The sequence below is a fragment of the Sphingobacteriales bacterium genome (genome assembly GCA_016719635.1).
GTDB lineage: Bacteria > Bacteroidota > Bacteroidia > Chitinophagales > JADIYW01 > JADJSS01.
The window spans coordinates 83,451-108,733 of record JADJYT010000009.1; the positions used below are offsets into that span (position 1 = coordinate 83,451).

Sequence of the window (25,283 nt, forward strand, 5' to 3'; positions counted from 1 at the left end):
TATGGAAAGCCCCGATACTTTTGAAATCATAAATCTTGACAATGGCAGCATCACTGCCAAAATAGTGGTTACTATTGGCAATACGCTGATTTCATTGCGTAATGACCAGGAAGAAAAATTCTATTTTCCCTACACTTTAGGCACCTATAAGTCCAACACCAAATTAGCGGGTAATCCTTTCATGCATCCCTGGGCCAACCGTTTGGAAGGGGATTATATTTATATTCAGAACCGGAAACATGCATTCCCGGAAGAGCTGAAATCCTTGTTGTACAGGGATGGAAACGGATTGCCGTTACATGGTCTGTTGTTAAAGTCCAACAAATGGGTGACAATAGAAAAAACGAACACTTCACATACCGCAGCGTTTGATTTTAAGGAGGCCGATTTACTGGCCATTTTTCCTTATCGGCACACCATACAAATCCGGCATACGTTAACTGAAAATGGAATTTATATAGAAACAACACTCTTTAATCAGGATAATAAACCGATGCCGGTCAGTTTTGGTTTTCACCCCTATTTTCTTATCAATCCTGCACGCAGGGCGGACTATCAGTTGACGATACCAGCGGAAGATGTCATAGAAGTGAATGAGGTGATGATTCCTAGCGGCAAGGTACTACCCAAATCAGAACGATGGGATTTTTCCGGAGATAAGGTGCTTTTGAAGGGAGCCGCCTTCGATGACGGCTTTCAGCGATTGAAACGGAATGAACGGGATAAAGTTGTTTTTGCGCTGAATGAATTACAGGTGGAGATGGATGGGAACTATCCGTTTTCACAAATCTATGCACCGGAGAATAGGGATAAACCATACGTCTGCATCGAACCGATGACGGCTGCCACGAATGCTTTGAACACGAACATTTGCAGAATGATAAAACCGGGAGAAAAGTTTGCCGCATGTTTTTCTATTTTTGTATAAACCCGAAACACTTCATCCTGAAATAATCGTCAAATGCGGTACGCAGCGTTATGTTGTTTTTGTGCAGAAAATCCACATCGCAAATTGCATTGAAAATCATACGGTCGCTCACCACCAGTATGGAGGTATGAATGCCTGCGAAGACACCCGCCTTTTTCCCGGCATTGTAAAAGTCCGTTAGCACTTCCGTCACATATTCTATGAATATCTGAACCTGCTTCCAGAGTTTGGGGTATCCATCCTGCAAGTCAGCCAGAAAGATGTTGGAAATGTCCGTCATCGTTTCGGAGAATAACTCGAGGATGCGATACAGCCTTGTTTCATAAGCCACGCGGTCGTCTTTGGAGATTCGCTCGAAATCGCCAAGCTGTCCGATAACGCGCAGCAGGACAATTTCTATCATCTCATCTTTCGAACTGAAATAATTATACAGCGTGGCTTTGCTTACGTTCAGTTCAGCCGCAATGCTGTCCATGGAATATTTTTTCAGCCCGTGTTTTTTAAAGGTTTCCGTCAGTTTAAAGATGTACAAATCCCGTTTCTTGGGATTGGCATTTCTTTCTTTAGCAACAGCGTTTCGACCCATTTTTCTTTTCCTATGTTAATTAAACATCAATCGACTGCATAAAATTAAACTAAAATTGTTTAAATAGTTTGATTTTATAAAATTTATTTTCTAAATTCGATTCTGTTGAATTTTTAAAATCAGGAATTATATGAATACAATTCAAATTAATGGCAACGGCACACTGCAGAAAAGTGAAATGACAAGGTTGCATAAATTATGGCGCAGGTACAAATATTTTACCCCTGTCCTCATCATTCCGGCAATCATGTATATTTCCTTTTACTACCTGGGTTACTGGTCATTTTTTGCGTTTGTGTTTGTCTATGGATTTATTCCGGCCATGGAATTTATCTTTACCGGAACGGCGGAAAATTTTACACCGGAAGAAGAGGCGGAAGAGCGAAAGGACATCTATTACGATATCCTTATTTACAGCATGGTTCCGATGCAATACATCATTTTGGGGTTGTATCTGTGGACCATCACTTCCAAAACCGCTACAATGGTATGAGTACGTCGGAATCACCACTGCCATGGGACTGGCCTGCGGTGCGTTGGGAATTAATGTGGCCCATGAATTGGGACACCGAACCAAAAAATATGAACAGTTCATGTCAAAGGCATTATTGCTTACTTCCCTGTATATGCATTTCTTTATAGAGCACAACCGCGGCCATCATAAAAATGTGTCCACTCCATTGGATCCGGCAACTTCCCGTCTGAACGAGTCGATTTATGCCTTTTTTCCAAGAACAGTATTCGGTTCCTGGATGTCTGCATGGCACCTGGAAGCACATCGCCTGAAAAAGATGAAACAGAATTTCTGGAATCCGCTGCACAATGAAATGCTGCGTTTCCAGATAATTCAGGTGTTGTTTGTGGCCGCCATTTATGCCGTATTCGGCTGGGTGGGAATGGTAGGTTTTATTGCTTCCGCCACTATAGGCTTTTTATTACTGGAGATTGTAAACTATATAGAACATTATGGCCTGATGCGAAAACAACTGCCTAACGGTTCTTATGAAAAAGTAAAACCACATCACTCCTGGAATTCCGGGCATGAGCTGGGACGAATTTTCTTATTTGAACTGACCCGCCACAGCGATCACCATTTCAATCCGAGCAGAAAATACCAGATTCTCAGGCATTTTGAAAATGCACCGCAGATGCCTACCGGTTATCTGGCGATGATTCCACTGGCCTTGATTCCCCCGCTGTGGTTTAAGGTGATGAATCCGCTGGTGGAAAAACACAATGCCACAGTGACGGATGAGTATGTCACATCTCTGGAAACACCGGTAGAAGTGGAATAATTTTTATTTATTATATCCATAACCAGTTCTGTGGTTTTTCTATAAATATAATCTGAATTTTTTGTATTTGATTATATAAATGAATTAGAATATTTAGTTTCAAAACCATTATCAACCAATGAATTATATATTTATTTTTAATTATTGAAACCCGTTTTTGATATGCTGGTGTCTGATCAGCTAATGGCTCAGTACATTGAAACACAATATTGTGTTGGTGGCAATGCAGATGATATTATCTGGGAAGTACAGAAAACCGTAGATAAAGGAGCACTTATTCTGGTTATAACAACTTCCGTTGATAGTGGTATACCTAATCTGGATGAACGAGAATTCGATTGATTAAATTAAACAATAGCAATCAGATAGAATGGGATAGAATATGGAGATGCTTTTTCAAACTTTGCGTCTGTGCAATTAGTACAACATCAACATCAATATCTAATAAGACTTTCAACTTTAGATAGTGATTTCGGTATTTATAAGAGCCGTATTTTCTATTGACGGGAACGGACATCAAAGATACGATATTGTCAGAGAGGGATTTGCGAACTTATATAAAGACAATGTACTGTGGTTAAACAATGGTACTACTTTGTTTTGGGTGGTACGTGACACATCAGTTGTTATATATAATATTGATTCAACAGGAAGCATCATTTGGTCGGATACGTTGAACTATAAACTAGTATACACAAATGTTACGGATGAAAAAGTAATTAATGTAACTGCCGTTCATTAGCCGATAATTCGATAATAGCGGGGGTTAGTTTAACGTCAAGAAATCCATTTTTTTGTCTAATGTAAAGAAAACAGAATTGTTACAATATAATCTAAATGGAACAATTAAAAGGCGAATGTCAGATACTTTAGTCGAATATTTTAATTCTATTTTTCTAAAAGAGGATACAGATCGGCTTTATTTTTCTAATTCCAATGAAATTCAGAGGATTAATAAGTCCACCCTAGAACAACACACAGATACACTTAAAGGGAATAATATCTCCATTGTAGATATTGTATCTCATCCGGGTATAGAAGCAGATAGCATTGGACTTGTAGAACGATTTATTAACTGGATACCTGAATTTGACAGTGGCATAGGAAAGACAAAATTTTACATTGTCCGTTATGATGCAGATAATTTTCAGATAGCCTATAAAACATTATTTGATACAACAACGGACCATATGGAAGATTTCCTGAAGTATACCCTTAAAGATCGTTCAACACTCATCTTGTATAAAGCAGATGGTGTATATAGGTTACTTAAATTGGATAAGGATGGCAGTATCTTATTTAACAAACTATATTCAGAGAAAATAAATTCAACAGAATATATTGAGTGGTGGGATAATACATTTCCCAATAACATAAACTTACTTTATACCTATACAAACGGTGTTAGGATAGATGGTAACAAGATGTATTCTGCATTTATATTCGGGTCATTTGATTCTTTAGGCAGCAGAGTATATAAGCAATGGTTGTTTGTGCATGATTTGATTACAGGGGTGGAAGAATTTGCTTATTTGAATAAAATCAATGATAGTAATATCATAAAATATATGTCTCCGTACCCTGATGACAACAGTAAATTATTGCTAGTGTCTGATTTATATGGCGCAAACACTTGCAGGCTGGGAGGATTTGATATCCAATTATCTCAACTTCAGATAATAAAAAATAGTATATACGGTGCATCATACATCGATTACAATAACAATAATGCTTATGACGGTAATGATGTGTTATACCGTTTAGCTATGCTGAATAGCCTAAAGAATGCCAATCGTTTAGTTGCTAATTATATGTATGGTAACTTATTTACATGCAATAACGTAGATACAGGTCGCTGGGTAACACAAGTGCAGCTTTCCACTCCTTATTTTACCGTAGTTCCTGTTTCGAGAATTACAGAGCATGCCGATTATGGGCACAAAGATACGTTGTTGTTTGCCTTGCATCCGGTCGATACAGTACGAGACCTTTCTGTGAATTTGATTAATTCCTTTGTCTCCAGATTGGGTGTGATATGAAATAACGTATGCCAACTATGGTACGCATAAGGTAAATGGCGCAGTAAAATTAGTAATGGATTCTCGGTTGATGTACCAATCTTCTAATCCGCCGGCAATACGAAATGGCGACACATTAAGCTGGAACTTCAATAACCTGAATGCAAATGATTTTCGCAAGATCAGCATAGTTGCTACAACAAGCATACCGCCTGTATTGAATATTCATGATACGTTGACCCTTGTTGCCTGGGTGTTTAGTGAAGGTACAAGAAGAGATACTATGTCTCTGGATAATTATGCAATGTTAAAAGATGTGGTAGTAGGTTCTTTTGAACCAAATTATAAATACAGCACATCGAGAACAACCCTAACGCCTACTGAGGTAGATAACGGTGAATATCTTACATACGTTGTCCGTTTTCAGAATATTGGCAATGATACGGCATTCAAGGTGGTCATACTCGATACATTGGATACTAATATGGATTGGAATACCTTCGAAATGGTAAATGCTTCGCATTCTTTTTCCGTACAGCTATTAAATGGAAATATCCTGAAATTTTCCTCCAATAACATACAATTACCACCAGCTTCTATAAATGAAGAAGGAAGCCACGGTTTTGTTGCATACAAAGTGAAACCGAAGCAAGGACTTGGCTTAGGTGTAACTGTCAATAATACAGCTCATATCTATTTTGACTTTAACATCCCAATATCAACCAATAAGGTTTCAACATATGTATTGCTATTGTCAAAAGCAGGCAATAATTCATTTTATAAAGGAGGATGCAGAATGTATCCTAATCCAAATTCAGGAATTTTTAACGTAGAATTTGTTGCAGACTACAAATCTCCGCTTACAATATCATTGTATGATCTAAACGGCCGAGCAGTATATGAACAGAAACAGGAACATCAGTTTATCAGCAGTATTCCTGTGTTGTTGGATGGTTTGGCTGCAGGATTGTATAATATGGTGTTGAAGACAGAATATGAAACTGTGTCAGAAAAATTGATAGTGGAATGATTGAAGTTGACGTTGTTTTGGTTAATGCCTCTTTTTCAGGCACAAAATTTGTCTATCTTTGTTGACCAATTTTTAAACATGCAAAAAATAGTTTTATCTCTGGCATTGGCGCTGTCATTTGTGTTGACGGCAAATGCGCAAATGCCGGCAGTCGGCACAAAAGCCATCGATTTGAAATATAAAGACCCGAATGGCAAGGAAATCGCTCTGTCATCTCTGAAGGGATATGTTGTGCTGCTCGATTTCTGGGCATCCTGGTGCGGCCCCTGCCGCCGGAACAATCCGCAGGTAGTGGCTACATACACTAAGTATCTGGGTAAAAAATTTAAATCTCCAACCAAAGGGTTCACGGTTTACAGTGTTTCTCTGGATCAAAATGCGGATTCCTGGAAACGGGCTATTAAAGATGACGGGCTGGTTTGGAAAAACCATGTCTCTGATTTGCAAGGCTGGAATTCGGACGGAGCTTCTAAATACGGGATTCGTTCCATTCCGCAAACCGTGCTGATTGATGAAACAGGCTTCGTGATTGCCATCAACCCCAATCATGAACTGGTGGAACAAATCATGGACAAAAATTGAGCAAAGGAAAGTCTTCTTCCGTAAAAAAAGCCCCCAAATAGTATAAATGTCAAATTGTCTTAATAAATCCTTTGGCAGGTAATTTGTCAAAGGATTTTTAAATTCCAGGTATGTCAGAAGAAAAGGATACTGTTGAACAACCCCAACAGGAGGAAACCGTTACAGAAACGGTACAGAATCAGTCAGAAAGTCAGGATCAGAATCAGGAAACAACTGCTGCAGACGACGAATTGTCTGTGCTGAAAGCGGAGCTTAATGAGCAAAAAGGCAAATATTTACGGTTGTTTGCAGAATTTGACAATTTCAAAAAAAGAAATGCGAAAGAACGTCTGGAGCTGTTTAAAACGGCCGGACAGGATATTATACGGGAGTTATTACCCGTTCTGGATGATTTTCAACGCGCTAAAAAATCCTTTGAACAGGATAACAATGCGGAGAATTATGCCAATGGAGTGCAGCTGATTCAGGAAAAGATGCAGAAAACCCTGCAGCAAAAAGGTTTAAAGGTAATTGAAAGCATCGGTAAGGATTTCAATGTGGAATACCATGAGGCCATTGCCGAAGTGCCTGCACCGGGTGAAGAAATGAAAGGAAAGATAATAGATGAGGTAGAGTGTGGCTATACATTGAATGATGCCATTATCCGCTATGCTAAAGTAGTGGTGGGAAAATAATAAATCGGTATGGTTGTTTTCAAACTATACAACTAACCGATTATTTAAACAACTAATGTTCATCCAACTATATGACTAAACGAGATTATTACGAAGTATTGGGAGTGTCCAAAGGGGCAGATGCGGATGAAATTAAAAAGGCATACCGCAAGCTGGCATTGCAGTATCATCCGGACAGAAACCCGGGGGATAAGGCAGCGGAAGAAAAATTCAAGGAAGCAGCGGAAGCCTACGATGTACTCAGCAATGAGGAGAAAAAGGCTAGGTATGATCGGTTTGGCCATCAGGGTGCGGCAGGCGGTTTCGGGGGCGGCGGCAACTATGGCGGCGGCATGAATATGGACGATATTTTCTCTCAGTTCGGCGATATTTTCGGCGGCGGCGATGGCAATCCGTTTGAATCTTTTTTTGGCGGCGGCGGTCGCAGAAGAGAACGCGGCAAAGGACAGCGCGGAAGCAATCTGCGCATTAAAGTGAAGATGGATTTGGAAGAAATATCCAAAGGTGCGCAAAAGAAAATAAAAGTAAAGAAACACATCACCTGCGATGCCTGCAATGGTATCGGAGCCAAAGACAGCGGATCTTATCAGACTTGCAATACCTGTAATGGCAGCGGTGTTACACGAAAAGTGACACAAACGTTTTTAGGGCAAATGGCCACCACTTCCACCTGTCCGACCTGTGAAGGCGAAGGAAAAATCATTACCAATAAATGTACCAAATGCCGCGGAGAAGGCCGGGTATACGGCGAAGAGGTGGTAGCGATAGATGTTCCTGCCGGTGTCAGCGAAGGCATCCAGCTGTCCATGAATGGCAAAGGGAATGCAGGTATCCGTGGAGGGTATCCAGGAGATTTACTCATCAGTATTGAAGAAGTGCCGCATCCGGAATTGAAAAGGGAGGACACCAATGTATTGTACACCCTGTATCTGAATTTTGCAGATACTGCATTGGGCACACAGGCGGAGGTGCCTACCATTGGCGGCAGCGCAAAGATAAAAATTCCGAAAGGCACCCAGAGCGGCAAGCTGTTCCGTCTGCAGGGAAAAGGGGTGCCGAGCATACAGGGTTATGGCAAAGGAGACCAGATCGTGGAGGTGCAGGTATTTACACCACAGGATCTGACCCCGGAAGAAACTGCCTTACTGGAGAGACTGCAGCAGTCTAAGAACTTCAGTCCTCAGGCGCAAAAGGAAAAGAATAAAGGTTTCTTTGATAAGTTTTTTCATTAACCTTCGCCTCTCAACTACCCGGTCTTGACATTTATTGTATCTTAGTGCTATAATTTATAGTTGCATGCAAAAACTATTTACACTCTTCCTCGTATTCATTTCAGGATGGACCGTTCAGGCACAGACTGTGCAGGTGCAGTTTATCAATAATTCTGCGGATTCCATCATGCGTTCGGTGAAAGTATTTATGAACGGCGATTTGAAAAAGACAGTCTTTCTTACAGGAAAGCGACACCATTCATTTCTACAGCCGGCGATTCTACGTACACGATTCTCTTTGAATCTATGCGAAATGCATCCAAGTCCGTTTCTGTTGCACAGACATTGGCGGCAGGGAAGAAATATGTTATTGTACTGAACGGTGTGACCAATGATACGGCGTTTCAAAAAAATCCTGATAGCGTCAATGTGTTGTTGAATATTGTGGTGATAGACCAATCCGTTCTTCCTGTTCCGGCAGTTGCACAAACCACACTTGCTTTTGTAAACGGAAGCACCGATGCACCTGCTTTTGATTTATACTCCAATGACGGGCTGAATACCTTGTTGATTGACAATGATTCTTTGAATCAGGCGTTGGCGGTAAGTTTGCAGGATACCATTCTCAAACTGAAATTGAATACGGCTGACGGCGGATTCACCATCTCTTACTTTTTATTCAGCCTCACCGGTCTTGGAGGTCAGATTACGACAGCGCTGACTTCCGGCTTTTTTGCACCCGGCAGCAATCAGAACGGCACGAATTTCTCTATTTATATAGTGGATTCATCTGGCAATGTGATAGAAACACCGAGTGTCTCCCTGATAAAAAATAAGAATTCATCCCTGGAGAAACTTACATTATTCCCTAACCCGGCAGTTGAATCCTTAACACTGGATTATACACTCGCTGAATCTGCTTCCATCAGGGTTTCTGTATTTAACATGAATGGTGCAATGGTCGCAGATGAAGCTGTCGGATTAATGGCAAAAGGAATGCACCAGACAAAAGTAACATTACCGGAGCTGCCGGGGGGTATGTATTTTCTGAGATTGCAGTCGGAGCTTGTTTCAAACACGGTTCGTTTTTTCGTCAAGTAATAGAGATCAGTTACACTTCATTTCGGATAACCCGGCAGTTGTGTAAGGCATAAAAGATAAAATGTTTCTCCTAGACGTTCAACATATATCCAAGTCGTTTCAGGATAATCCGGCTTTGCAGGATGTTTCCCTGCAATTGAAACCCAATACGATTTACGGACTGTTAGGCCCGAACGGAGCCGGAAAGACCACCCTGATCCGAAACATCACCCAGATATTTTTCCCTGACTCAGGCTCGATATTTTTCAATAACGAGAAACTTTCTGAAAAACACCAGAACCTTATCGGATATATGCCGGAAGAACGTGGTATGTACAAGAAGATGCAGGTAGGAGAGCAGTTATTGTATTTTGCGAGGCTGCGGAATTTTTCGAGACAGGAGGCAGAGAAAAAGATTCATTACTGGCTGCAGAAGTTAGAAATAGAAAGCTGGAGATACAAGACGATTGAAGAATTATCGAAAGGAATGCAGCAGAAGGTGCAGTTCGTTGCGACAGTATTGCACGAACCGGTGTTGTTGATTCTGGATGAGCCTTTCTCCGGACTGGATCCGATTAACGCGGAGATTATCAAGAATGAAATTTTTGAACTGCATCAGAAGGGAATGACGATTATTTTCTCTACCCACAGGATGGAAAATGTGGAGGAAATCTGTGAGGATATTTTTCTGATTAATAAAGGAAAAATTATCCTGGATGGCAATGTTCAGGATATAAAACAACAATACAAAAAGAACCTGATAAAAATTGATTTAAAGAATGAGACAGTTATAGATGATGCGGTTGCCGCACAATTAATGGTTGCCGAGCAAACATCTAGGCATCTGATTGTAAAACTGAAAGAGCATCAAACCACCAATGATATGCTGAAAATATTGTTGCAGCACAACGTGGGCATCTCCGGTATGACAGAGTTGCTGCCGTCCATCCATGAGATTTTTATTCAATCAGTAAAAGAAAGTGAATAGTTATCAGATACAAATTATAAGAAAGCAATACAGCAATTATAAGCCCTTATAATACATAACTTATAACACCTGACAACACAATGAGAAAAATCTGGTATATCATACAACGGGAATACATCACGAGGGTGAAGAAGAAATCATTTATTCTTCTAACCCTTCTGTTGCCTGTGCTGATTGGTGTGACAATGGTTGTTATGGTCATGATTGCGACCAGCGCGCAGGAAAAACTGACGATAGCGGTGAAGGATGATAGCGGCTTATTTGAAGATAAATCCAGGGGGCTGGACATCGGGGAAAGTCTCCGTTTTAAATACCTTACAAATAATCCTCAGAGCCTGGATACCTTACTGAAGATTTATCGGGATGCCGATTACGACGGCTTGTTGTATATTCCGTCCCTGGATATTGATAAGCCGTCAGGCATCACTTATTATTCCGATGTGGAGCTGGGAATGACAACCGAACACCATATTGAAGAGGCCATTACGGAAGAAATCCGTAAACGGGTCTTAGAAAGGGAACATTATAATGTGGAACTTATTGATAAGCTGGATGCTGATATTTCCATAGAAAAAATAATCAAGGACGAGAAAAAGACGGGAAGTGCTGCCATTGCGGGCGGTTTCGGATATGTATGCGGGTTGCTTATTTATGTTTTTCTGATTGTTTATGGTGCGATGGTGATGAAGAGTGTGACGGAGGAAAAAAGCAATCGTATTGTTGAGGTACTCGTCACAAGTGTCCGGCCATTTCAACTGATGATCGGAAAAATTATCGGCATCGGTGCCGTTGGACTGACGCAGTTTGTGATGTGGGGCTTGCTCACCTTTGTGGTGCAGATCATAATCGGTTTATTCTTGGGCGACCAGCTGATGGCGGTACAAAATGTGCAGACAAGCAGCCAGATGGGGAATATGGCGGAAAGCACCAGGCTCATTGCAGATATTACGGGTGCCTTTCAGGAGCTGAATATACTTCGGATACTGTTCAGTTTTGTGTTTTATTTTGTGTTCGGATATTTGTTTTACGCATCCCAGTTTGCCGCCATTGGCGCAGCGATGACAGACGACAGCGATGCGCAGTCGTTTACATTTCCCATTACGATACCCATAATCATCTCGATGGTGCTGATGTCCGTCACCTTGCAGCAGCCCTTTTCATCTGCGGCCTTTTGGGGTTCCATGCTGCCGTTCTCATCGCCGATTATCATGATTACGAGAATACCGTTTCACGTGCCATGGTGGGAACAGATTTTGTCCATGTTTATTTTGGTGTTTTCTTCACTGGGTATGATATATGTGGCTGCTAAGATATACCGTGTCGGTATTTTAATTCAAGGGAAGAAAGTCACTTTTAAGGAAATCGGCAAGTGGATCCTTTATTAAACGGCAGCAAGAAAGGAGGCTGTTTAACTTGCCTCAGAATAGTGCATTTTCTTATCAATTGACCCTTTCAAAGGTATACAGCACCTGATCTCTGTGCACCTCATCAAACAGGATTAACCGATTACCATTGTCTGTTATTTTTACGAAGAAAAACTCATCTGCAATTATACGGAAGTGAAGAATATTTTCTTGTATTTCCCAGTCAAAGGTGGAGGTGATTACCGTCTCAACTCTGGATGCAGTTACTTTGGTTTCCTTGTTGTGACCGGTTCCTTTGTTGTCAGCAGATTTTTTTATGAACTCGCGTTCAATGGTGGTTGTCCCTTTTACAGCTCTCCATTTTCCGACAACTGAAGTAGAAATATACTTGACAGGAACAATTCCTTCTTTTTCTTTCTGGCAGGATTGTAATCCGAAGGAGGATATGCATACAACGATGCAGGTGGCGATATTGAGGATTGAATTTTTCATGACTTTATTTTTACAGCGTTAATGAATGATGTAAAGGTATTTCATCACATAACCTCATCCTTCGGGGGATAACACGATAAATAAAATTCAGGGAAAACCGCTAAAGCCTGAAGCGACGATAAAAGATAGGAAGGAAATGATATTTTAGCGGGTTGGCATTGCTACCAGCCCATTTCTTTCATTTTCAATTCCCAGTTCCAGGCAGACAACATGGCATCTTCCAGAGAATATTGACAATGCCAGTTTAATTTGGTTTTAGCCAGTTCATTGTTTGCATATACTTCGACCACATCACCTATGCGTCTGTTGCCGATGCGGTAGTTCAATTTTTTGCCGCTCACCTTTTCAAAGGCATGGATAGCTTCCAGGACGCTTACACCGTTTCCGCTGCCCAGATTAAACAACTCGCAGTTGTCACTGTTTTTTTTATCTAATAAATACTGCAGCGCCTGGGTATGTGCGTGGGCAATGTCGCAAACGTGGATATAGTCGCGGATATTGCTTCCATCTCGTGTTGGATAATCATTGCCGAAGACAGTCAGGTCATCTGTTTTGCCGATAGCCGTTTGTGTGATGAACGGTACCAGGTTGTTGGGCTGGTCTATCGGGATTTCACCGATATAAGCGGAAGGGTGTGCGCCAATCGGATTAAAATAACGGAGTAAGATGTTTTGTGTCGTGTTGACCTTGGCGTAATTTTTTATAACCACTTCACCGATTTGTTTGGTGTGTGCATACGGGCTTTCCGCTTCCTTAATCGGGGAGTCTTCGGTGACCGGCAAGGTATCCGCATTGCCGTACACAGAACATGAAGAGGAAAACACAAAATTAGGAATACCGAAGGCCTTTATGCTCATCATGACATTCAGCAGGGAGTCGATATTATTTGCATAATACATCAGGGGTTTCTCCACCGACTCCGGCACACATTTCAGTGCGGCGAAATGAATCACCCCAACCGCATCCTTGTTTTGCTCAAAGACCTCCAGCGTATCAGCCTTGCTGCGCAGATCAATTTGGTGAAAAACAGGTCTTTTGCCGGTTATCTTTTCAATACCGGTCAGCGCATATTCTTTGGAACGGGATAAATTATCAATACAGACGACCTCAAATCCGTTTTCCATTAAATCCACGATCGTATGTGAACCTATATATCCTGTGCCGCCTGTAACTATAACTTTCATGCTCTTGATTTACCTGAATCTTGTATGGGATGCTCGCTTGTTTAGCACAACAATGGATGTCCGTTGTTTTTTTATTTCAAAATCTCCAATAAATATTCTCCGTAACCGCTTTTAAGCAGAGGTTGTGCGATATTGCGCAGCTCTTGCCCGGAAATAAATCCTTTGCGGTATGCCACTTCTTCGATACAGCCTACTTTAAGTCCTTGCCGTTGTTCGATGACCTGTACAAACTGGGAAGCCTGCATCAGCGAATCGAAGGTGCCGGTATCCAGCCAGGCCGTGCCTCTGTCCAGGATGCCTACTTTCAGCTTTCCTCGTTTCAGGTATTCTTTGTTGATGTCCGTGATCTCATATTCACCGCGCGGACTCGGTTTCAGTTCCTCCGCAATCTTTACCACATCGTTGTCATAAAAATACAATCCGGGTACCGCATAATTGGATGTTGGATGTTCCGGTTTTTCTTCTATGGAAACGGCTTTCAATTCATGGTCAAATTCCACCACCCCGTAGCGTTCAGGATCGGAGACGTGGTAGGCGTAAATAACGCCGCCATCCGGGTCGTTATTCTTTATCAGCAAATCTTCCAGGCCGGAGCCGTAAAAGATATTGTCTCCTAAAATCAGCGCCACCTTGTCGTTGCCGATGAAATCCTTTCCTATCACAAATGCCTGAGCCAGTCCATTCGGTACCTCCTGAATGGCATATTGAAAGTTACAGCCGTATTTTCTGCCGTCGCCCAGCAGCCGTTGAAAATTAGGCATATCGTGCGGGGTGGAGATAATTAAAATCTCATGAATACCTGCCTGCATCAATACCGACAACGGATAATAAATCATCGGTTTATCATAAATCGGCATGATTTGTTTGCTGATAGCATAGGTTATCGGATATAGCCTCGTTCCGGAGCCTCCGGCTAAAATAATTCCCTTCATTGGTCTGTTTTAAAAAAGAAAAGATGAAATGAATCCTGTTTGTTAATAATTATTGCACAAAAATACACACTAAAGGACGATAAAATTAATATGTTTGCCGAATAATATTGGTAGTCTGAAAATTTTATGTTAATTTTGCGTTAACACATTAAATGTAATATAATATGGCTGAAAAAGTATTTAAAATCCTGGTAGTAGACGACGAGCCGGATATCCTGGAATTTCTGAGTTATAATTTGGAAAAAGAGGGATTTTTAGTTGAAACGGCGGAAAATGGTAAACAAGCCCTCGAAAAAGCAAAAAAAAACCAACCTGACATCGTACTGTTGGATGTTATGATGCCGGAAATGGATGGCATTGAAACGTGCAGAACAATGCGGGAAATGCCGCAGTTTGAACATACCATCATTGCCTTCCTGACGGCAAGAACGGAAGACTATTCTCAAATAGCCGGCTTTGAGACCGGAGCAGATGACTATATCAGCAAACCGATCAAACCGAGAGTGCTGGTCAGCCGTTTGCGTGCTTTATTACGTCGATACGAAGCGAAAGAATCCAAATCTACTTTCCTGGAAGTGGGCGATATTCAGATTGACAGAGAACGATACCTTATTATCTTTAAAGGCAAGGAAATGGCCGTTCCGCGTAAAGAGTTTGAATTGATCTATTTACTGGCATCCAAGCCGGGGAAAGTATTCAAGCGCGATGAAATCCTCAATGAAATATGGGGCAGGGACATTATCGTCGGTGACAGAACCATCGACGTGCATATCCGTAAACTGAGAGAAAAATTAGGAGAAGAATTAATCAAAACAGTAAAAGGTATCGGATACAAATTTGAAGAACAATGAGAAGAACCCCTTCTCCAAATATAATATCGTTATATGGCAGTATGGCAGTAGCAATTTTCTCTACTGCCATATTTCTGTTAATAGGACTCCTCTTCCATTTCTATCTGCCACCTCTGCATTTTCTGGTTTATACGCTCATCGTATTTGTCATCACTTTTTTCCTGTTCAGATTCATTCTGGTGAGGTTCATCTATAATAAGATCAAGATAATTTATAAAACCATCGGTAAGCCGCTCAAATTTCAGCATGAGATAAAAGAAGGCAGCAGCAATATGATGAAGACGGTGGAGCGGGATGTGGCGGAGTGGGCCATCAATAAAAACAAGCAGATTCGCGAACTGCGCAAGATGGAACAGTACCGCAAGGAGTTTGTCGGGAATGTTTCGCATGAATTAAAGACTCCTATCTTCAATGCACAGGGCTATATAGAAACGGTGCTGGAAAGCGATATGGAGGATAAGGAATTTATCAAACAATATCTCGAGAAAGCCAACAGCAATATTGAACGGCTGGAAAATATTGTCAATGACCTGCTGGAGATATCCAAATTCGAAACGGGCCGGATACAACTGGAAAAGGAAGCGTTTGATATTGTAAAGCAAATCAAAAAGGTTCTTTTTCAGTACCAGCATATCGCACAGCAGCAGCAGGTAACGATGACAATACACGGCGACGAAAACATGTACTTTGTTTTCGCGGATAAAAAAAGAGTCATACAGGTACTGGAGAACCTGATTTCCAATTCCATCAAATACGGCAAGGAGGAAGGGCATACGGATATTTATTTCCATGACCTGGACGACCAGTTTTTAATAGATATTACCGACGATGGGCCCGGCATTGGAGCAGAGCATTTGCCCCGACTCTTTGAGCGGTTTTACCGGGCTGATAAAAGCCGTAACCGGAAAATTGGCGGAACGGGACTGGGCCTGTCTATCGTGAAGAATATCATAGAGGCGCACGAACAAACCATCAATGTCAGAAGTGAGCTGGGCAAGGGAACCACTTTTAGTTTTACCCTCCAGAAATATATTCCTGAATAACGGCTATTCGCAATACCGCACCACTTTTGTTTTATACACCACTTTTCCGACACTGTCTTTTACCGTCATTATATTGATGCCTGCTGTAAAATCGGAGTTGTTCAGGTAGATGATATTTTGTGAAGTATGATACTCAACTTTCTGTTGAATACTGTTTCTGCCCAATTCGTCCGTAATAATTATCTGGAACGTTCCATTGGATGGATAACGCAGCGACAGTTTAGGGGGTATCGCACAGGATAGCGGATTTGGCGAGAAAGAAAAGAAAGGATTTTCTACGCTCAGGCTGTCCTGTTTGCACCAGTAGAATGTTTCGAAATTTGTGCATTTATCCAATGGAACCAAGGAAATGGAATCACTGGAAATATAGGTCGAGAAGGATGGTGGTACATCTGCAATTCCTTTGATAAAACCAACGGATTTATCAGCAATATATCTGGAAGCGACTGGATCGGCATTAACGGGAGAGCTTTCAGAAAGAAAGCCGTGGTTATAGCCGCAGAAAACATGCAGGCTGTAAGGATTGTCATACTGTTCTAACATTCTGGTGAAAATACCCGGACCATAGGAACGAACCGCGTTACTGCAATTGCCTATCCATCCGTTGAAGAAATTCACGGCACCGTCACAGGTGTTATTGAATAATAACATCGGGATTTCTTTGATGATTGGCAGGTCATTGCGATAAATACCACCTACCACGCTGATGATACCTGCTATATCGGTTGAATTGGTATAGGCATTTCCTTGGTAATCCAGCTTTCCTAATCTGGCAACTCTGTCCGGTGATGTTGTTTTGTCATCCAGGTATACATGGTGATTCACCAGAAATCCGCCCGAACTGATACCAAATAAAAAAATCTTGTTGGTATCAATACCCAGATTGACTGCATTGGCTTTGCAGTAACGTATCAGCGCCCTGTTATCCTGATAGGCACGATATGCGGCGTCTTCAAAACGCTCTCCGGAGACACTCTCGCAAAAGGGCTTCATTTCATATTCGGGCCAGCCTTGTCTAAAATTGGGAACCACCGCCGTGATGTTCGCTCTGGTAAAATAGTCGGCAAATGATTTTACTATACCCACTTCCTTATTGCCTGAAGCATAACCCCCTCCGTGGTAAATAATCACCAAAGGCAGTTTGACAGAAAATAAGTTGGGTTTGTAAACATCGGCATCTAATGCCATATCATAACCGTTATAGTCTTTATTATTGGCATAGACAAAAGTAGACTTTACAAAATCACTGAAGCCTGCAGGTTGAACAACTTTAACTGCGGCAGATTGCGCATAGGTTTGTAGGCTGATGAGGAGGATGCTGTTCAGCCACCACCGGAGGAATATGGATGCTGGTCTACCCATATCTTTCTATGATTTTTTCACAGGCTTTATCCAGCATATCAAACACTGTCTGGAATCCGTTGTCATCGAAATACGGATCCGGTACACTCATCATTTCGTTGGGATACACTTCATCCATGATCAGTTTTACCTTGTTTTCTTCATCCTTATCCAGCGCCCATCTCATGACATCCCTGTAGTTGGAGGTATCCATGGTAAAAATCAGATCAAACTCCTCATAGTCTGCACTGTGGATGCTGCGAGCCCGTTGTCCCGAAATGTCTACACCGTGCTTCGCCGCTATCTGGACAGAGCGCTTATCCGGCGCAGCGCCTAAATGCCATTTGCCGGTACCGGCACTGTCGATATACCAGTCGAGGTTTCGTTGGGTACATTTGTGTTTCAGAATGCCCTCCGCCAGGGGAGAACGGCAGATATTACCCAAACAGACCATCAATACTTTCATGCTTTCCTATTTCTTTTCAAAAATGATTGTTTTATCTTACAACACCAAATGAGACTCCAGATTTTAATATTTTTTTATGTTCTTACAAACGGCGCACTCGCTTGCGGTAAAACGGCTTGGAAGACGACCGCTTCCGGAATCAGCTATGTCATTTATACCAAAGATACAACCAAACCCAAACCCTTGTATGGCGATCATATCTGGATGCAATTGCGAAAAATAGCGCCTTCTAAAAAGGAAGTTTTCAATACCCGCATCTTTGATGCGGAAGAAGGCGTGGAAATGGACTTCAAACAGTCGGTGAAAAAAACGGACGTGACGGAAGTGTTTGCGTTCATGGGCATAGGCGATTCGGCCCAGGTAACCATTCCGGCCAGTCTGATTGACAGTAATGGCAGCTCAAGGAGAAAATATACGTTTTGGCTGAATCTACTGAATTTTAAACCGAGAGAAACCTATCTGAAGGAAAAAGACGAACAAACAAAAAATCAGTATGCCAAAGACTCCATAGCGATTGCGGACTATTGGACACAGCATCATCTGAACGGAATGATAAAAGATGCATATGGCAACTGGTATATAAAGCAGGAGGCGGGATCCGGTAAACAGATTCGGGAGAATGACAGTGTAACCATACACTATATAGGCAAATTGCTGAATGGGCAGGAGTTTGATAATTCCTACTTCAGGAATCAGACGTTTACCTTCGTGACAGGAAAGAAACAGGTGATAGAAGGGCTGGATAAAGGCATCCGAAATTTTCAAAAAGGCGATCGTGTCACGTTGTTTATTCCCAGTGCTCTCGGTTATGGCGACAAGTCGGTAGGTAAGATTCCGCCTAATGCTGTTTTGATATTTGAAATGGAGATTATGGAATGAATTTTCTTCGAGTCAGATAAAAGAGAGCCGCGAATCAATCGCGGCTCTGATACTGTTTATGTTCCGACTGTAAATCTATTTTATTTCTCTACACCGAAATCCGGACCGGCAGTCACCACGGCGGGAGCCTTCTTCTTCTTGCCGCTGATTTTATCTTTCAGCCTGTCAAATATATAGTAAACGACAGGCACAACCACTAATGTCAGCAACAGGGAACTCGTTAATCCGCCAATGATAACCCATGCCATCGATTTTTTAAACTCAGAGCCAGGCCCGTTGGATAAAGCAATCGGCATCATACCGAAAATCATGGCGACCGTGGTCATGAGGATAGGACGAAGACGTTCTTTACCCGCTTCGACCAGCGCATCTTTAAGAGCCAGGCCCTGCTCTTTCAGGTGGTTGGTAAAGTCGACGAGCAGAATACCGTTTTTAGCCACCAATCCCATCAGCATGATGAAGCCGATGATTCCGAAAATACTTAAACTCTCCATCGTAAGGGCTAATGCCAGAATGGCACCAATCAACGCAACAGGAATGGAGAATAACACCACAAACGGATATAAGGTACTCTCATATAAAGCCACCATAATCAGGTATACGAGCAATATCCCCAGGAGCATGGCATATCCCAGGCTGCCGAATGATTCCGACTGATTCTTTTCTTCCCCTAAATAATCAATGCCAATGGTGGATGGCAGATTTGCCTTTTTAATTTTCTCCTTGATGTCTGCCGTTACGGAACCGGTGGGCCTGCCCGTTGCAGAGGCTAATACCTGAATGGAGTTGAGACGGTTATATCGTTCCAGTACCGCTTGTCCCTGTATTTCCCGGATCGTGGCGATATCACCTAAGCGTACAATGCCGCCTGTCGGTGTCTGAATGGTCGTATTCTGAATATCTCTCAATGACTTACGGTCTCCCTTGTCATACATGATATTGATGGCATATTCCTCTCCTTTGTCTTTAAACTTAGACTGGTCATTACCTCTGAATGCGAGCTGGATGGCCGTACCAACGGCAGGTACATTCAATCCCATCTTGGCAATCTTATCTCTGTTGATGATGATTTCAATCTCTGTTTTCACAGATTTGGTGCTGTACTCTACATAATCGGCACCCGGCGTTGTTTTCACTATTTCGTGCACGCGTTTCGCAGCCGCCCATAACTCATCCATATCAGCGCCTGTAACCGCAATCTGGATTTGCGGCTGGTTGTTACCGGTGATATTGGTCGGCTTCATCGAAAAGCGGATGCCCTGAATGCTGTCCAGTCGGGTGCGTATCACGGCACATAGTTCATCCGTGGAGATTTCCCGGTCTAATTTGTTCACCAACGAAACCGTCATATCCGACTGATTGGGTGTAGAGATACTTCCTCCCATTTGCGTGCCTACTGCCCCTACGTTCGTAAAGACCTTGGTCACTTCCGGATAGGACAGAATAATGTCTTCTATCTGTTTGGTTACTTTGTTGGTTTGTCCCAGAGTAGCCTGTGGTTCCAGCTCAACAATCAGGTTAAACTCACCTCTGTCTCCGCTGCCTGCAAAGGAGCTGCCTATGAAGCCCAATGCACCCAAACTGCCGGCGCCGACAAAAAGCAATACGACACCGATGATTACATATCTTTTATGACCTAAAACCCATGTTAGTATTTTACCATAAGTCTCAATCAGTTTATCGATGAAATGTTCAAATCCCAGATTGATTTTACCCCAGAGAGAATCTTTATTCAGCATCGTTAATTTGCCCCAGCGCGAAACTAACAATGGTGTCAGTGTAAAGGAAACGAACAAACTCATTAAGGTGGAAAATACAACGACCAATGCAAACTCCCGCAGGATATTACCGATTAATCCGCCTGCCATGGATAATGGAACGAATACCACCACATCCACTAATGTAATGGCTAAAGCGGTAAATCCAATTTCACTACGGCCTTCTATCGATGCCGTTACTTTGTCTTTTCCCATTTCCAGGTGGCGGAAAATATTCTCCAGCACCACGATGCTGTCATCCACCAATATGCCGACCACCAGCGAGAGTGCCAGCAATGTCATCAGGTTGAGCGAGAATCCCAACAGATACATGAGAATGAATGTCGGAATCATGGCGGATGGCAATGCCACCAGTACGAACAATGAGTTACGTACACTGTGGAGGAAGAATAACATGACCAGTGCAACGATACATAAAGCCATGAATAAATCATGTGTGACTGCGGTGGCTGCTTCCATGGTATAGGTGGATTGGTCAACCGCCACTTCATATCTGAATCCTTTAGATCTATTCTGACTGACAATGGTATCTAATTTCTCTTTCACCCGTGTGCTTACCTCTACGGAATTGGCATCAGATTGTTTAGATATTTCTATCCCTAGTCCCACTTTACCGTTGATACGGTTGATGGTAGAGGCGGAGGCCGTAGCATCGGTCACCGCTGCCACATCCTTCAGCAAAATCTTACTGCCGTTTCTGTTTTCCCGGATAATTATATTACGCAACTCGTCCACGGTGGCGAGTTTGGCATCCAGGCGAATCGTATATCGGTTGTCAATACTTTCAATATTGCCGGCAGGATAAGATATGTTACCTGCGGCAACCATCTGGCTCACCTGTGCTGTCGAAAGATTATACGCCTGCAGTTTATCGTTGTCTAACTTTACTTCTATCTCGCGTTTGCTGCCGCCTATCAGTTTTACCTGTCCCACACCTTGTATATTCAATAAGATTGGTTTGATGGTTTGGTCTACCAGGTCATACAACTCTGTTTCGCCAATATCCCCAAAGGTGCTTAAACGAAGAACCGGAATTTCACTGGAACTGAATTTACTGATAATGGGGTTGTCCACTCCGTCCGGCAGATCATTCTTAACCGTATTGATTTTTCGTTCCGCATCCTGCTGTGCTGTGGTCACATCTACCTTTTGTTTAAGCTGTACGATGACCATGGAAACATTTTCCTGTGAAGAAGAGGAAATGACATCCACACCTTCAATGGTAGAAACGGCATCTTCAATCTTTTTGGTCACGTTATTCTGCACTTCCTCTGAGGAAGCACCCTTGTATATAGTCTGAATGGAGATAATGGGCGCCTCAAATTTCGGCAGCAAATTATAACTGAGCATACTATAGCCGATAAATCCGAATATGATCAGCGTAACAAATATCACACTGATCAGTAACGGACGTTTTATTGCTAATTCGGTAATAGACATTCGCTTAATTTTTAGAATTTACAATGGATATTTTACTTTTTTCACTCAGGTTGATTTGACCGCTGGTGACTACCTTCTCCCCCGGTGTCAATCCGCTCAGGACGACAATGTTCTGTCCGGCCTCTTCGCCTAATACTAATTTCCGGATGGTTACGGTATTTCCATTTACAACGTATACATACGGATTCTTGATGCCTTCCACCAATGCAATCTTAGGAATCTGCAAGGCTTCAGAGGGTTTCTTGAAATTAAATTTGACGGAAACATAGGTGCCCGCTTTGTAACCGTTGTTAGGAATCTCCACTTCCACCCTGTAATTGTGGTTTTCATCCCCTTTCGGGCTGATGAATTTTATAACACCCTTGATTAGCTTATTCGGGAAAACTTGTGAAGTCACCTGTACAGATTGTCCAACCAAAAGTTCATAGATATTCTTTTCGCTTACATATACGATTGCCTTTAAAACGGAGATATCCATGATACTTGCTAACGGAGTACCGGGGTTGGCAAACTCACCGGCATTGGCATTTTTTTGCACCACGATTCCGCTGATAGGGGCATAGATGTTATTGTCTGCAATCTGCTGCTGCAGGTTTTCCTTCTGTATTTTGGCGGACTCCAGGTTGTAATTCAACTCATTGATGCTGGTTGCAGGCGCTGCATCCCCGGCGATTAAATCTTTTGTCCGTTCAATGTCCGATTCCAGTTTTTTAATGGTAACTTCAGTCGTCTTGATTCCAATCTCTCTTAGTTTGGAATCCAGTCTGCCCACCAGTTGTCCTCTGGTGACACGGGTACCCACTTCCACATTAAACGATTCGATTCTACCCGGCTGGACAACGGTAATGATACCACTTTTATTGATATCCAGCACTGCCGGCAACGCATAGTCGGTAGCCACCGGCAGGTAGTTGACATCGAAAGCGGTAACGGCAATCGGTACATTGCTTCGGTCAACCGGAGTTTCGTTCTTTACAATTTCCTTCTTATTCTGTACCAGTTTATATACCATACCTCCGATAAGCAATAAAGCAATAATTCCGACTATAATCTTATTTCTCATTTCTTATTTTTTTGTTTTATAGATTGTTTTAATTTTTAGTATAACTTCTTAACTTGTTATTCGATCTGTCCGCATCCAGTTTTGCATTCAGGTATTTTACCAATGACGTCAGGTAATTGGCTTCAGCTTCTTTGTAAGCATATTCAGCGGAAAGCAGATCGGTATAGGTAATGACGCCTTTCTGGTATTGCAGCGTTGTAACATCATACACATTCTTAGCCAGTTCCAGTGTTTCTTTGTTTACCGTAAGGTTTTCGATGGAATTGGACAACTGAGTTCCGGAATTCAGCATACGTAGTTTAAGCCCTTCCTCCGTTTGTATCATGTTTTCCTTCAGGGAAGCAATGTTCAGTTTGGCTTGTTTTAATGCACTGGAAGTACGCAGACCGTCAAACATCGGAATATCCAGTTTAAAACCTATAGCTGCAAAGTCAAACCAGTTGGTGAATGATTTGGCAAATGTATTCCCAAAGGCTTGTGCGCCGTATTTGGCATAAAATGCAAATTGAGGATAATATGCAGCTTTGGTCCGTTTAGCCAAAATCTGCTGCAGATAGATGTTTCTGCGCATCAGTTGCAATTCAATGCTGTTCTTAATGTTAGAGGTGTCTGTATAGTTGTCCGCATCTATAATCTCTTTTGGATAAGCAGTGTCAATGACGATAATTGAGTCCAAAGGCATCGCCATGTTGTATTTCAGGTTGTTCAGGGCGATTCCCTTGTTGGTTAGAAGGATTTCTTTCTGTGCCTTGATGTTGTTGTAATTGACCTGAACTTTATCGACATCAATCTTTCGTGCAACTCCCTTGTCGTACTGAAGTTTGATGATAGGCAGCGTCTTATTTATGCGCTCTTCACTTTGCAACAATAGCTTTTCGTTTTCATTGATTAATAAAATCTGATAATACGAGGCAATCACTTCATATACCACATCCTCTTCCGTCTTGATTTTCTTCATTTTGGCAATATCGTATCCCGGTTTAATCGCTTTTATCCCCTGTATGTAGGAATAGTTAAAAAGCATCTGATCCAGCTCCAGCCCGACAGAAGTAACAAACTGATTGCCGAACTGTACTCTTTGTTCCGGTGTACCCGGTCCAAAGGTGTTGGCCGGTATAATAGTTGTTTGTATTTTTAGATTATCATCCCATTTAGCCTGAGCATACACCTGTGGCAGGTAAGCGGATTGACCTTCCATTTTTCTGGCGTGTGCAACGCCGACATCATTAGCGGCGACTTTAATGTTTTTATGATTCTTCAGGGCATAGTCGATGCATTGTTGTAACGTAAATACATCTTGTGAAAAACAATACGTAAGAGAAGAGAGTATAATAATCAGAAGAACAGGTCTTTTCATTTTTTACAGTTTAATCTTTTTTATTAATCGTTGAAACTCCTCAATCCCTTTTGGAGTGGCAATGGCATAGAAATTATATTTGAGGATTTCCATATACATATCCGTTGGTTTGTAATTTTTACCGTCTAATTGCAGGGGCAGGAAGGACATGTGCAATTGCAGCATGGTGATCATATCTACATTGATGTCCTTGCGGTACAGGCCTTGTCGGATGCCTTTTTTCAGGTTAGCGGAGATATTGGCTTTCGCAAAGAAATCCCTGTGGTTCTCAACCAATGACCAGCTTTCCGGATAAAATTTCACCAGGTCGCGCATCATGGAAGGATGAAACATCTGAAGTTCAGTATTGATGTGTGCGGCTATGAGCAGCAATTCTTCAATTGCATTTTCCGTTTGTTCCGATATGGATAAAATCGCGTTTTCATCACATTTCAAATCATACTCAACACAGAATTTTACCAGGTCTGCTTTGTTTTCAATCTGTTTGTATAATGTTTTCTTTGAAATTCCGAGTTCTTTTGCCAAATCATCCATGGTGGTATTTCGCACGCCGATGGTATAAAACAAATGCCTGGCCTTTTCGAATATTTTGGCTGAGATGGGATTCTCCTGTTTTATCATGCCGGTATTCATCTGGGGTAAAGGTAAATACAATAAACGCAGGAAACTGAAAAGGGTTTTAAAGTTTCCAAAAATTTAAC

General features: G+C 42.0%; 27 protein-coding genes. 17 read left to right on the forward strand and 10 right to left on the reverse strand.

All coding sequences use genetic code 11. The annotated features are described in order from the left end of the window. Position 1: 1 nt before the first annotated feature. The gene (locus IPM95_12915) at positions 2-928 is read left to right on the forward strand and encodes an aldose 1-epimerase (GenBank protein MBK9330170.1); all 927 of its coding nucleotides are present in this window, start codon (positions 2-4) and stop codon (positions 926-928) included. Here the strand turns inward: IPM95_12915 and IPM95_12920 are convergent. Beyond that, a complete protein-coding gene (locus IPM95_12920) occupies positions 915-1,514 on the reverse strand; it encodes a TetR/AcrR family transcriptional regulator (GenBank protein ID MBK9330171.1) in 600 nt (199 codons plus the stop codon). The two genes, IPM95_12915 and IPM95_12920, sit on opposite strands and share 14 nt — an antisense overlap. Positions 1,515-1,644: 130 nt before the next feature. Between IPM95_12920 and IPM95_12925 the strand changes: the two genes are divergently transcribed. From IPM95_12925 to IPM95_12985, 13 genes are all read left to right on the forward strand, one after another. Beyond that, positions 1,645-2,007, forward strand: a complete 363-nt coding sequence (locus IPM95_12925) for a hypothetical protein (GenBank protein ID MBK9330172.1) — start codon at positions 1,645-1,647, stop codon at positions 2,005-2,007. Positions 2,008-2,029: 22 nt separating this feature from the next. Beyond that, positions 2,030-2,809 (forward strand): alkane 1-monooxygenase, encoded by a 780-nt coding sequence (locus IPM95_12930; GenBank protein MBK9330173.1) that lies wholly within the window; start codon positions 2,030-2,032, stop codon positions 2,807-2,809. A gap of 162 nt (positions 2,810-2,971) precedes the next feature. Continuing rightward, the gene (locus IPM95_12935; protein ID MBK9330174.1) at positions 2,972-3,151 is read left to right on the forward strand and encodes a hypothetical protein; all 180 of its coding nucleotides are present in this window, start codon (positions 2,972-2,974) and stop codon (positions 3,149-3,151) included. A 124-nt stretch (positions 3,152-3,275) separates the two neighbouring features. Then, positions 3,276-3,551 (forward strand): hypothetical protein, encoded by a 276-nt coding sequence (locus tag IPM95_12940; protein MBK9330175.1) that lies wholly within the window; start codon positions 3,276-3,278, stop codon positions 3,549-3,551. A gap of 52 nt (positions 3,552-3,603) precedes the next feature. Next, a complete protein-coding gene (locus IPM95_12945) occupies positions 3,604-4,848 on the forward strand; it encodes a hypothetical protein (GenBank protein ID MBK9330176.1) in 1,245 nt (414 codons plus the stop codon). A gap of 55 nt (positions 4,849-4,903) precedes the next feature. Further along, entirely contained in the window at positions 4,904-5,857 is a 954-nt protein-coding gene (locus tag IPM95_12950; protein MBK9330177.1) for a T9SS type A sorting domain-containing protein, read from the forward strand. Positions 5,858-5,881: 24 nt separating this feature from the next. Continuing rightward, complete coding sequence (locus IPM95_12955; GenBank protein MBK9330178.1) at positions 5,882-6,439, forward strand: TlpA family protein disulfide reductase; 558 nt, start codon at positions 5,882-5,884, stop codon at positions 6,437-6,439. 110 nt (positions 6,440-6,549) lie between these two features. Then, positions 6,550-7,113: a nucleotide exchange factor GrpE gene (locus IPM95_12960; GenBank protein MBK9330179.1), complete on the forward strand. Its 564-nt coding sequence runs from the start codon at positions 6,550-6,552 to the stop codon at positions 7,111-7,113. 71 nt (positions 7,114-7,184) lie between these two features. Beyond that, positions 7,185-8,345: a molecular chaperone DnaJ gene (dnaJ, locus tag IPM95_12965; protein ID MBK9330180.1), complete on the forward strand. Its 1,161-nt coding sequence runs from the start codon at positions 7,185-7,187 to the stop codon at positions 8,343-8,345. Positions 8,346-8,409: 64 nt separating this feature from the next. Next, positions 8,410-8,703: a hypothetical protein gene (locus IPM95_12970; protein ID MBK9330181.1), complete on the forward strand. Its 294-nt coding sequence runs from the start codon at positions 8,410-8,412 to the stop codon at positions 8,701-8,703. After that, positions 8,631-9,425: a T9SS type A sorting domain-containing protein gene (locus IPM95_12975; protein MBK9330182.1), complete on the forward strand. Its 795-nt coding sequence runs from the start codon at positions 8,631-8,633 to the stop codon at positions 9,423-9,425. The genes IPM95_12970 and IPM95_12975 overlap by 73 nt, the downstream gene beginning before the upstream one ends. Before the next feature lie 61 nt (positions 9,426-9,486). Beyond that, positions 9,487-10,392: an ATP-binding cassette domain-containing protein gene (locus IPM95_12980; protein MBK9330183.1), complete on the forward strand. Its 906-nt coding sequence runs from the start codon at positions 9,487-9,489 to the stop codon at positions 10,390-10,392. An 80-nt stretch (positions 10,393-10,472) separates the two neighbouring features. Then, a complete protein-coding gene (locus IPM95_12985) occupies positions 10,473-11,777 on the forward strand; it encodes an ABC transporter permease (protein MBK9330184.1) in 1,305 nt (434 codons plus the stop codon). Between the two features lie 54 nt (positions 11,778-11,831). On the opposite strand, the gene IPM95_12990 is transcribed toward IPM95_12985, so the two are convergent. The 3 genes from IPM95_12990 to rfbA form a co-directional block, all read right to left on the reverse strand. Beyond that, the gene (locus tag IPM95_12990; protein ID MBK9330185.1) at positions 11,832-12,248 is read right to left on the reverse strand and encodes a hypothetical protein; all 417 of its coding nucleotides are present in this window, start codon (positions 12,246-12,248) and stop codon (positions 11,832-11,834) included. A gap of 161 nt (positions 12,249-12,409) precedes the next feature. Continuing rightward, positions 12,410-13,432 (reverse strand): UDP-glucose 4-epimerase GalE, encoded by a 1,023-nt coding sequence (gene galE, locus IPM95_12995; protein MBK9330186.1) that lies wholly within the window; start codon positions 13,430-13,432, stop codon positions 12,410-12,412. Positions 13,433-13,503: 71 nt separating this feature from the next. After that, a complete protein-coding gene (gene rfbA / locus IPM95_13000) occupies positions 13,504-14,364 on the reverse strand; it encodes a glucose-1-phosphate thymidylyltransferase RfbA (GenBank protein MBK9330187.1) in 861 nt (286 codons plus the stop codon). Positions 14,365-14,528: 164 nt separating this feature from the next. Between rfbA and IPM95_13005 the strand changes: the two genes are divergently transcribed. Further along, positions 14,529-15,215, forward strand: a complete 687-nt coding sequence (locus IPM95_13005; protein MBK9330188.1) for a response regulator transcription factor — start codon at positions 14,529-14,531, stop codon at positions 15,213-15,215. Positions 15,216-15,256: 41 nt separating this feature from the next. Further along, positions 15,257-16,258 (forward strand): sensor histidine kinase, encoded by a 1,002-nt coding sequence (locus IPM95_13010; protein ID MBK9330189.1) that lies wholly within the window; start codon positions 15,257-15,259, stop codon positions 16,256-16,258. Between the two features lie 3 nt (positions 16,259-16,261). Here IPM95_13010 and IPM95_13015 read toward each other — a convergent pair whose 3' ends face one another. Beyond that, the gene (locus tag IPM95_13015; protein ID MBK9330190.1) at positions 16,262-17,620 is read right to left on the reverse strand and encodes an alpha/beta hydrolase; all 1,359 of its coding nucleotides are present in this window, start codon (positions 17,618-17,620) and stop codon (positions 16,262-16,264) included. Further along, positions 17,613-18,065 carry a low molecular weight phosphotyrosine protein phosphatase gene (locus IPM95_13020; GenBank protein ID MBK9330191.1) on the reverse strand — a complete coding sequence of 151 codons (453 nt, stop codon included), beginning with the start codon at positions 18,063-18,065 and terminating at the stop codon, positions 17,613-17,615. The genes IPM95_13015 and IPM95_13020 overlap by 8 nt, the downstream gene beginning before the upstream one ends. 48 nt (positions 18,066-18,113) lie before the next feature. Between IPM95_13020 and IPM95_13025 the strand changes: the two genes are divergently transcribed. Then, complete coding sequence (locus tag IPM95_13025; protein MBK9330192.1) at positions 18,114-18,944, forward strand: FKBP-type peptidyl-prolyl cis-trans isomerase; 831 nt, start codon at positions 18,114-18,116, stop codon at positions 18,942-18,944. An 80-nt stretch (positions 18,945-19,024) separates the two neighbouring features. On the opposite strand, the gene IPM95_13030 is transcribed toward IPM95_13025, so the two are convergent. The 4 genes from IPM95_13030 to IPM95_13045 are packed head-to-tail and all read right to left on the reverse strand — an operon-like array spanning position 19,025 to position 25,215. Next, on the reverse strand, positions 19,025-22,162 hold the full coding sequence (locus IPM95_13030) for an efflux RND transporter permease subunit (protein ID MBK9330193.1): 3,138 nt from the start codon (positions 22,160-22,162) through the stop codon (positions 19,025-19,027). Between the two features lie 4 nt (positions 22,163-22,166). Further along, positions 22,167-23,225, reverse strand: a complete 1,059-nt coding sequence (locus IPM95_13035) for an efflux RND transporter periplasmic adaptor subunit (protein MBK9330194.1) — start codon at positions 23,223-23,225, stop codon at positions 22,167-22,169. A gap of 28 nt (positions 23,226-23,253) precedes the next feature. Continuing rightward, entirely contained in the window at positions 23,254-24,582 is a 1,329-nt protein-coding gene (locus IPM95_13040; GenBank protein ID MBK9330195.1) for a TolC family protein, read from the reverse strand. A 3-nt stretch (positions 24,583-24,585) separates the two neighbouring features. Continuing rightward, positions 24,586-25,215: a TetR/AcrR family transcriptional regulator gene (locus IPM95_13045; GenBank protein MBK9330196.1), complete on the reverse strand. Its 630-nt coding sequence runs from the start codon at positions 25,213-25,215 to the stop codon at positions 24,586-24,588. Positions 25,216-25,283: the final 68 nt, after the last annotated feature.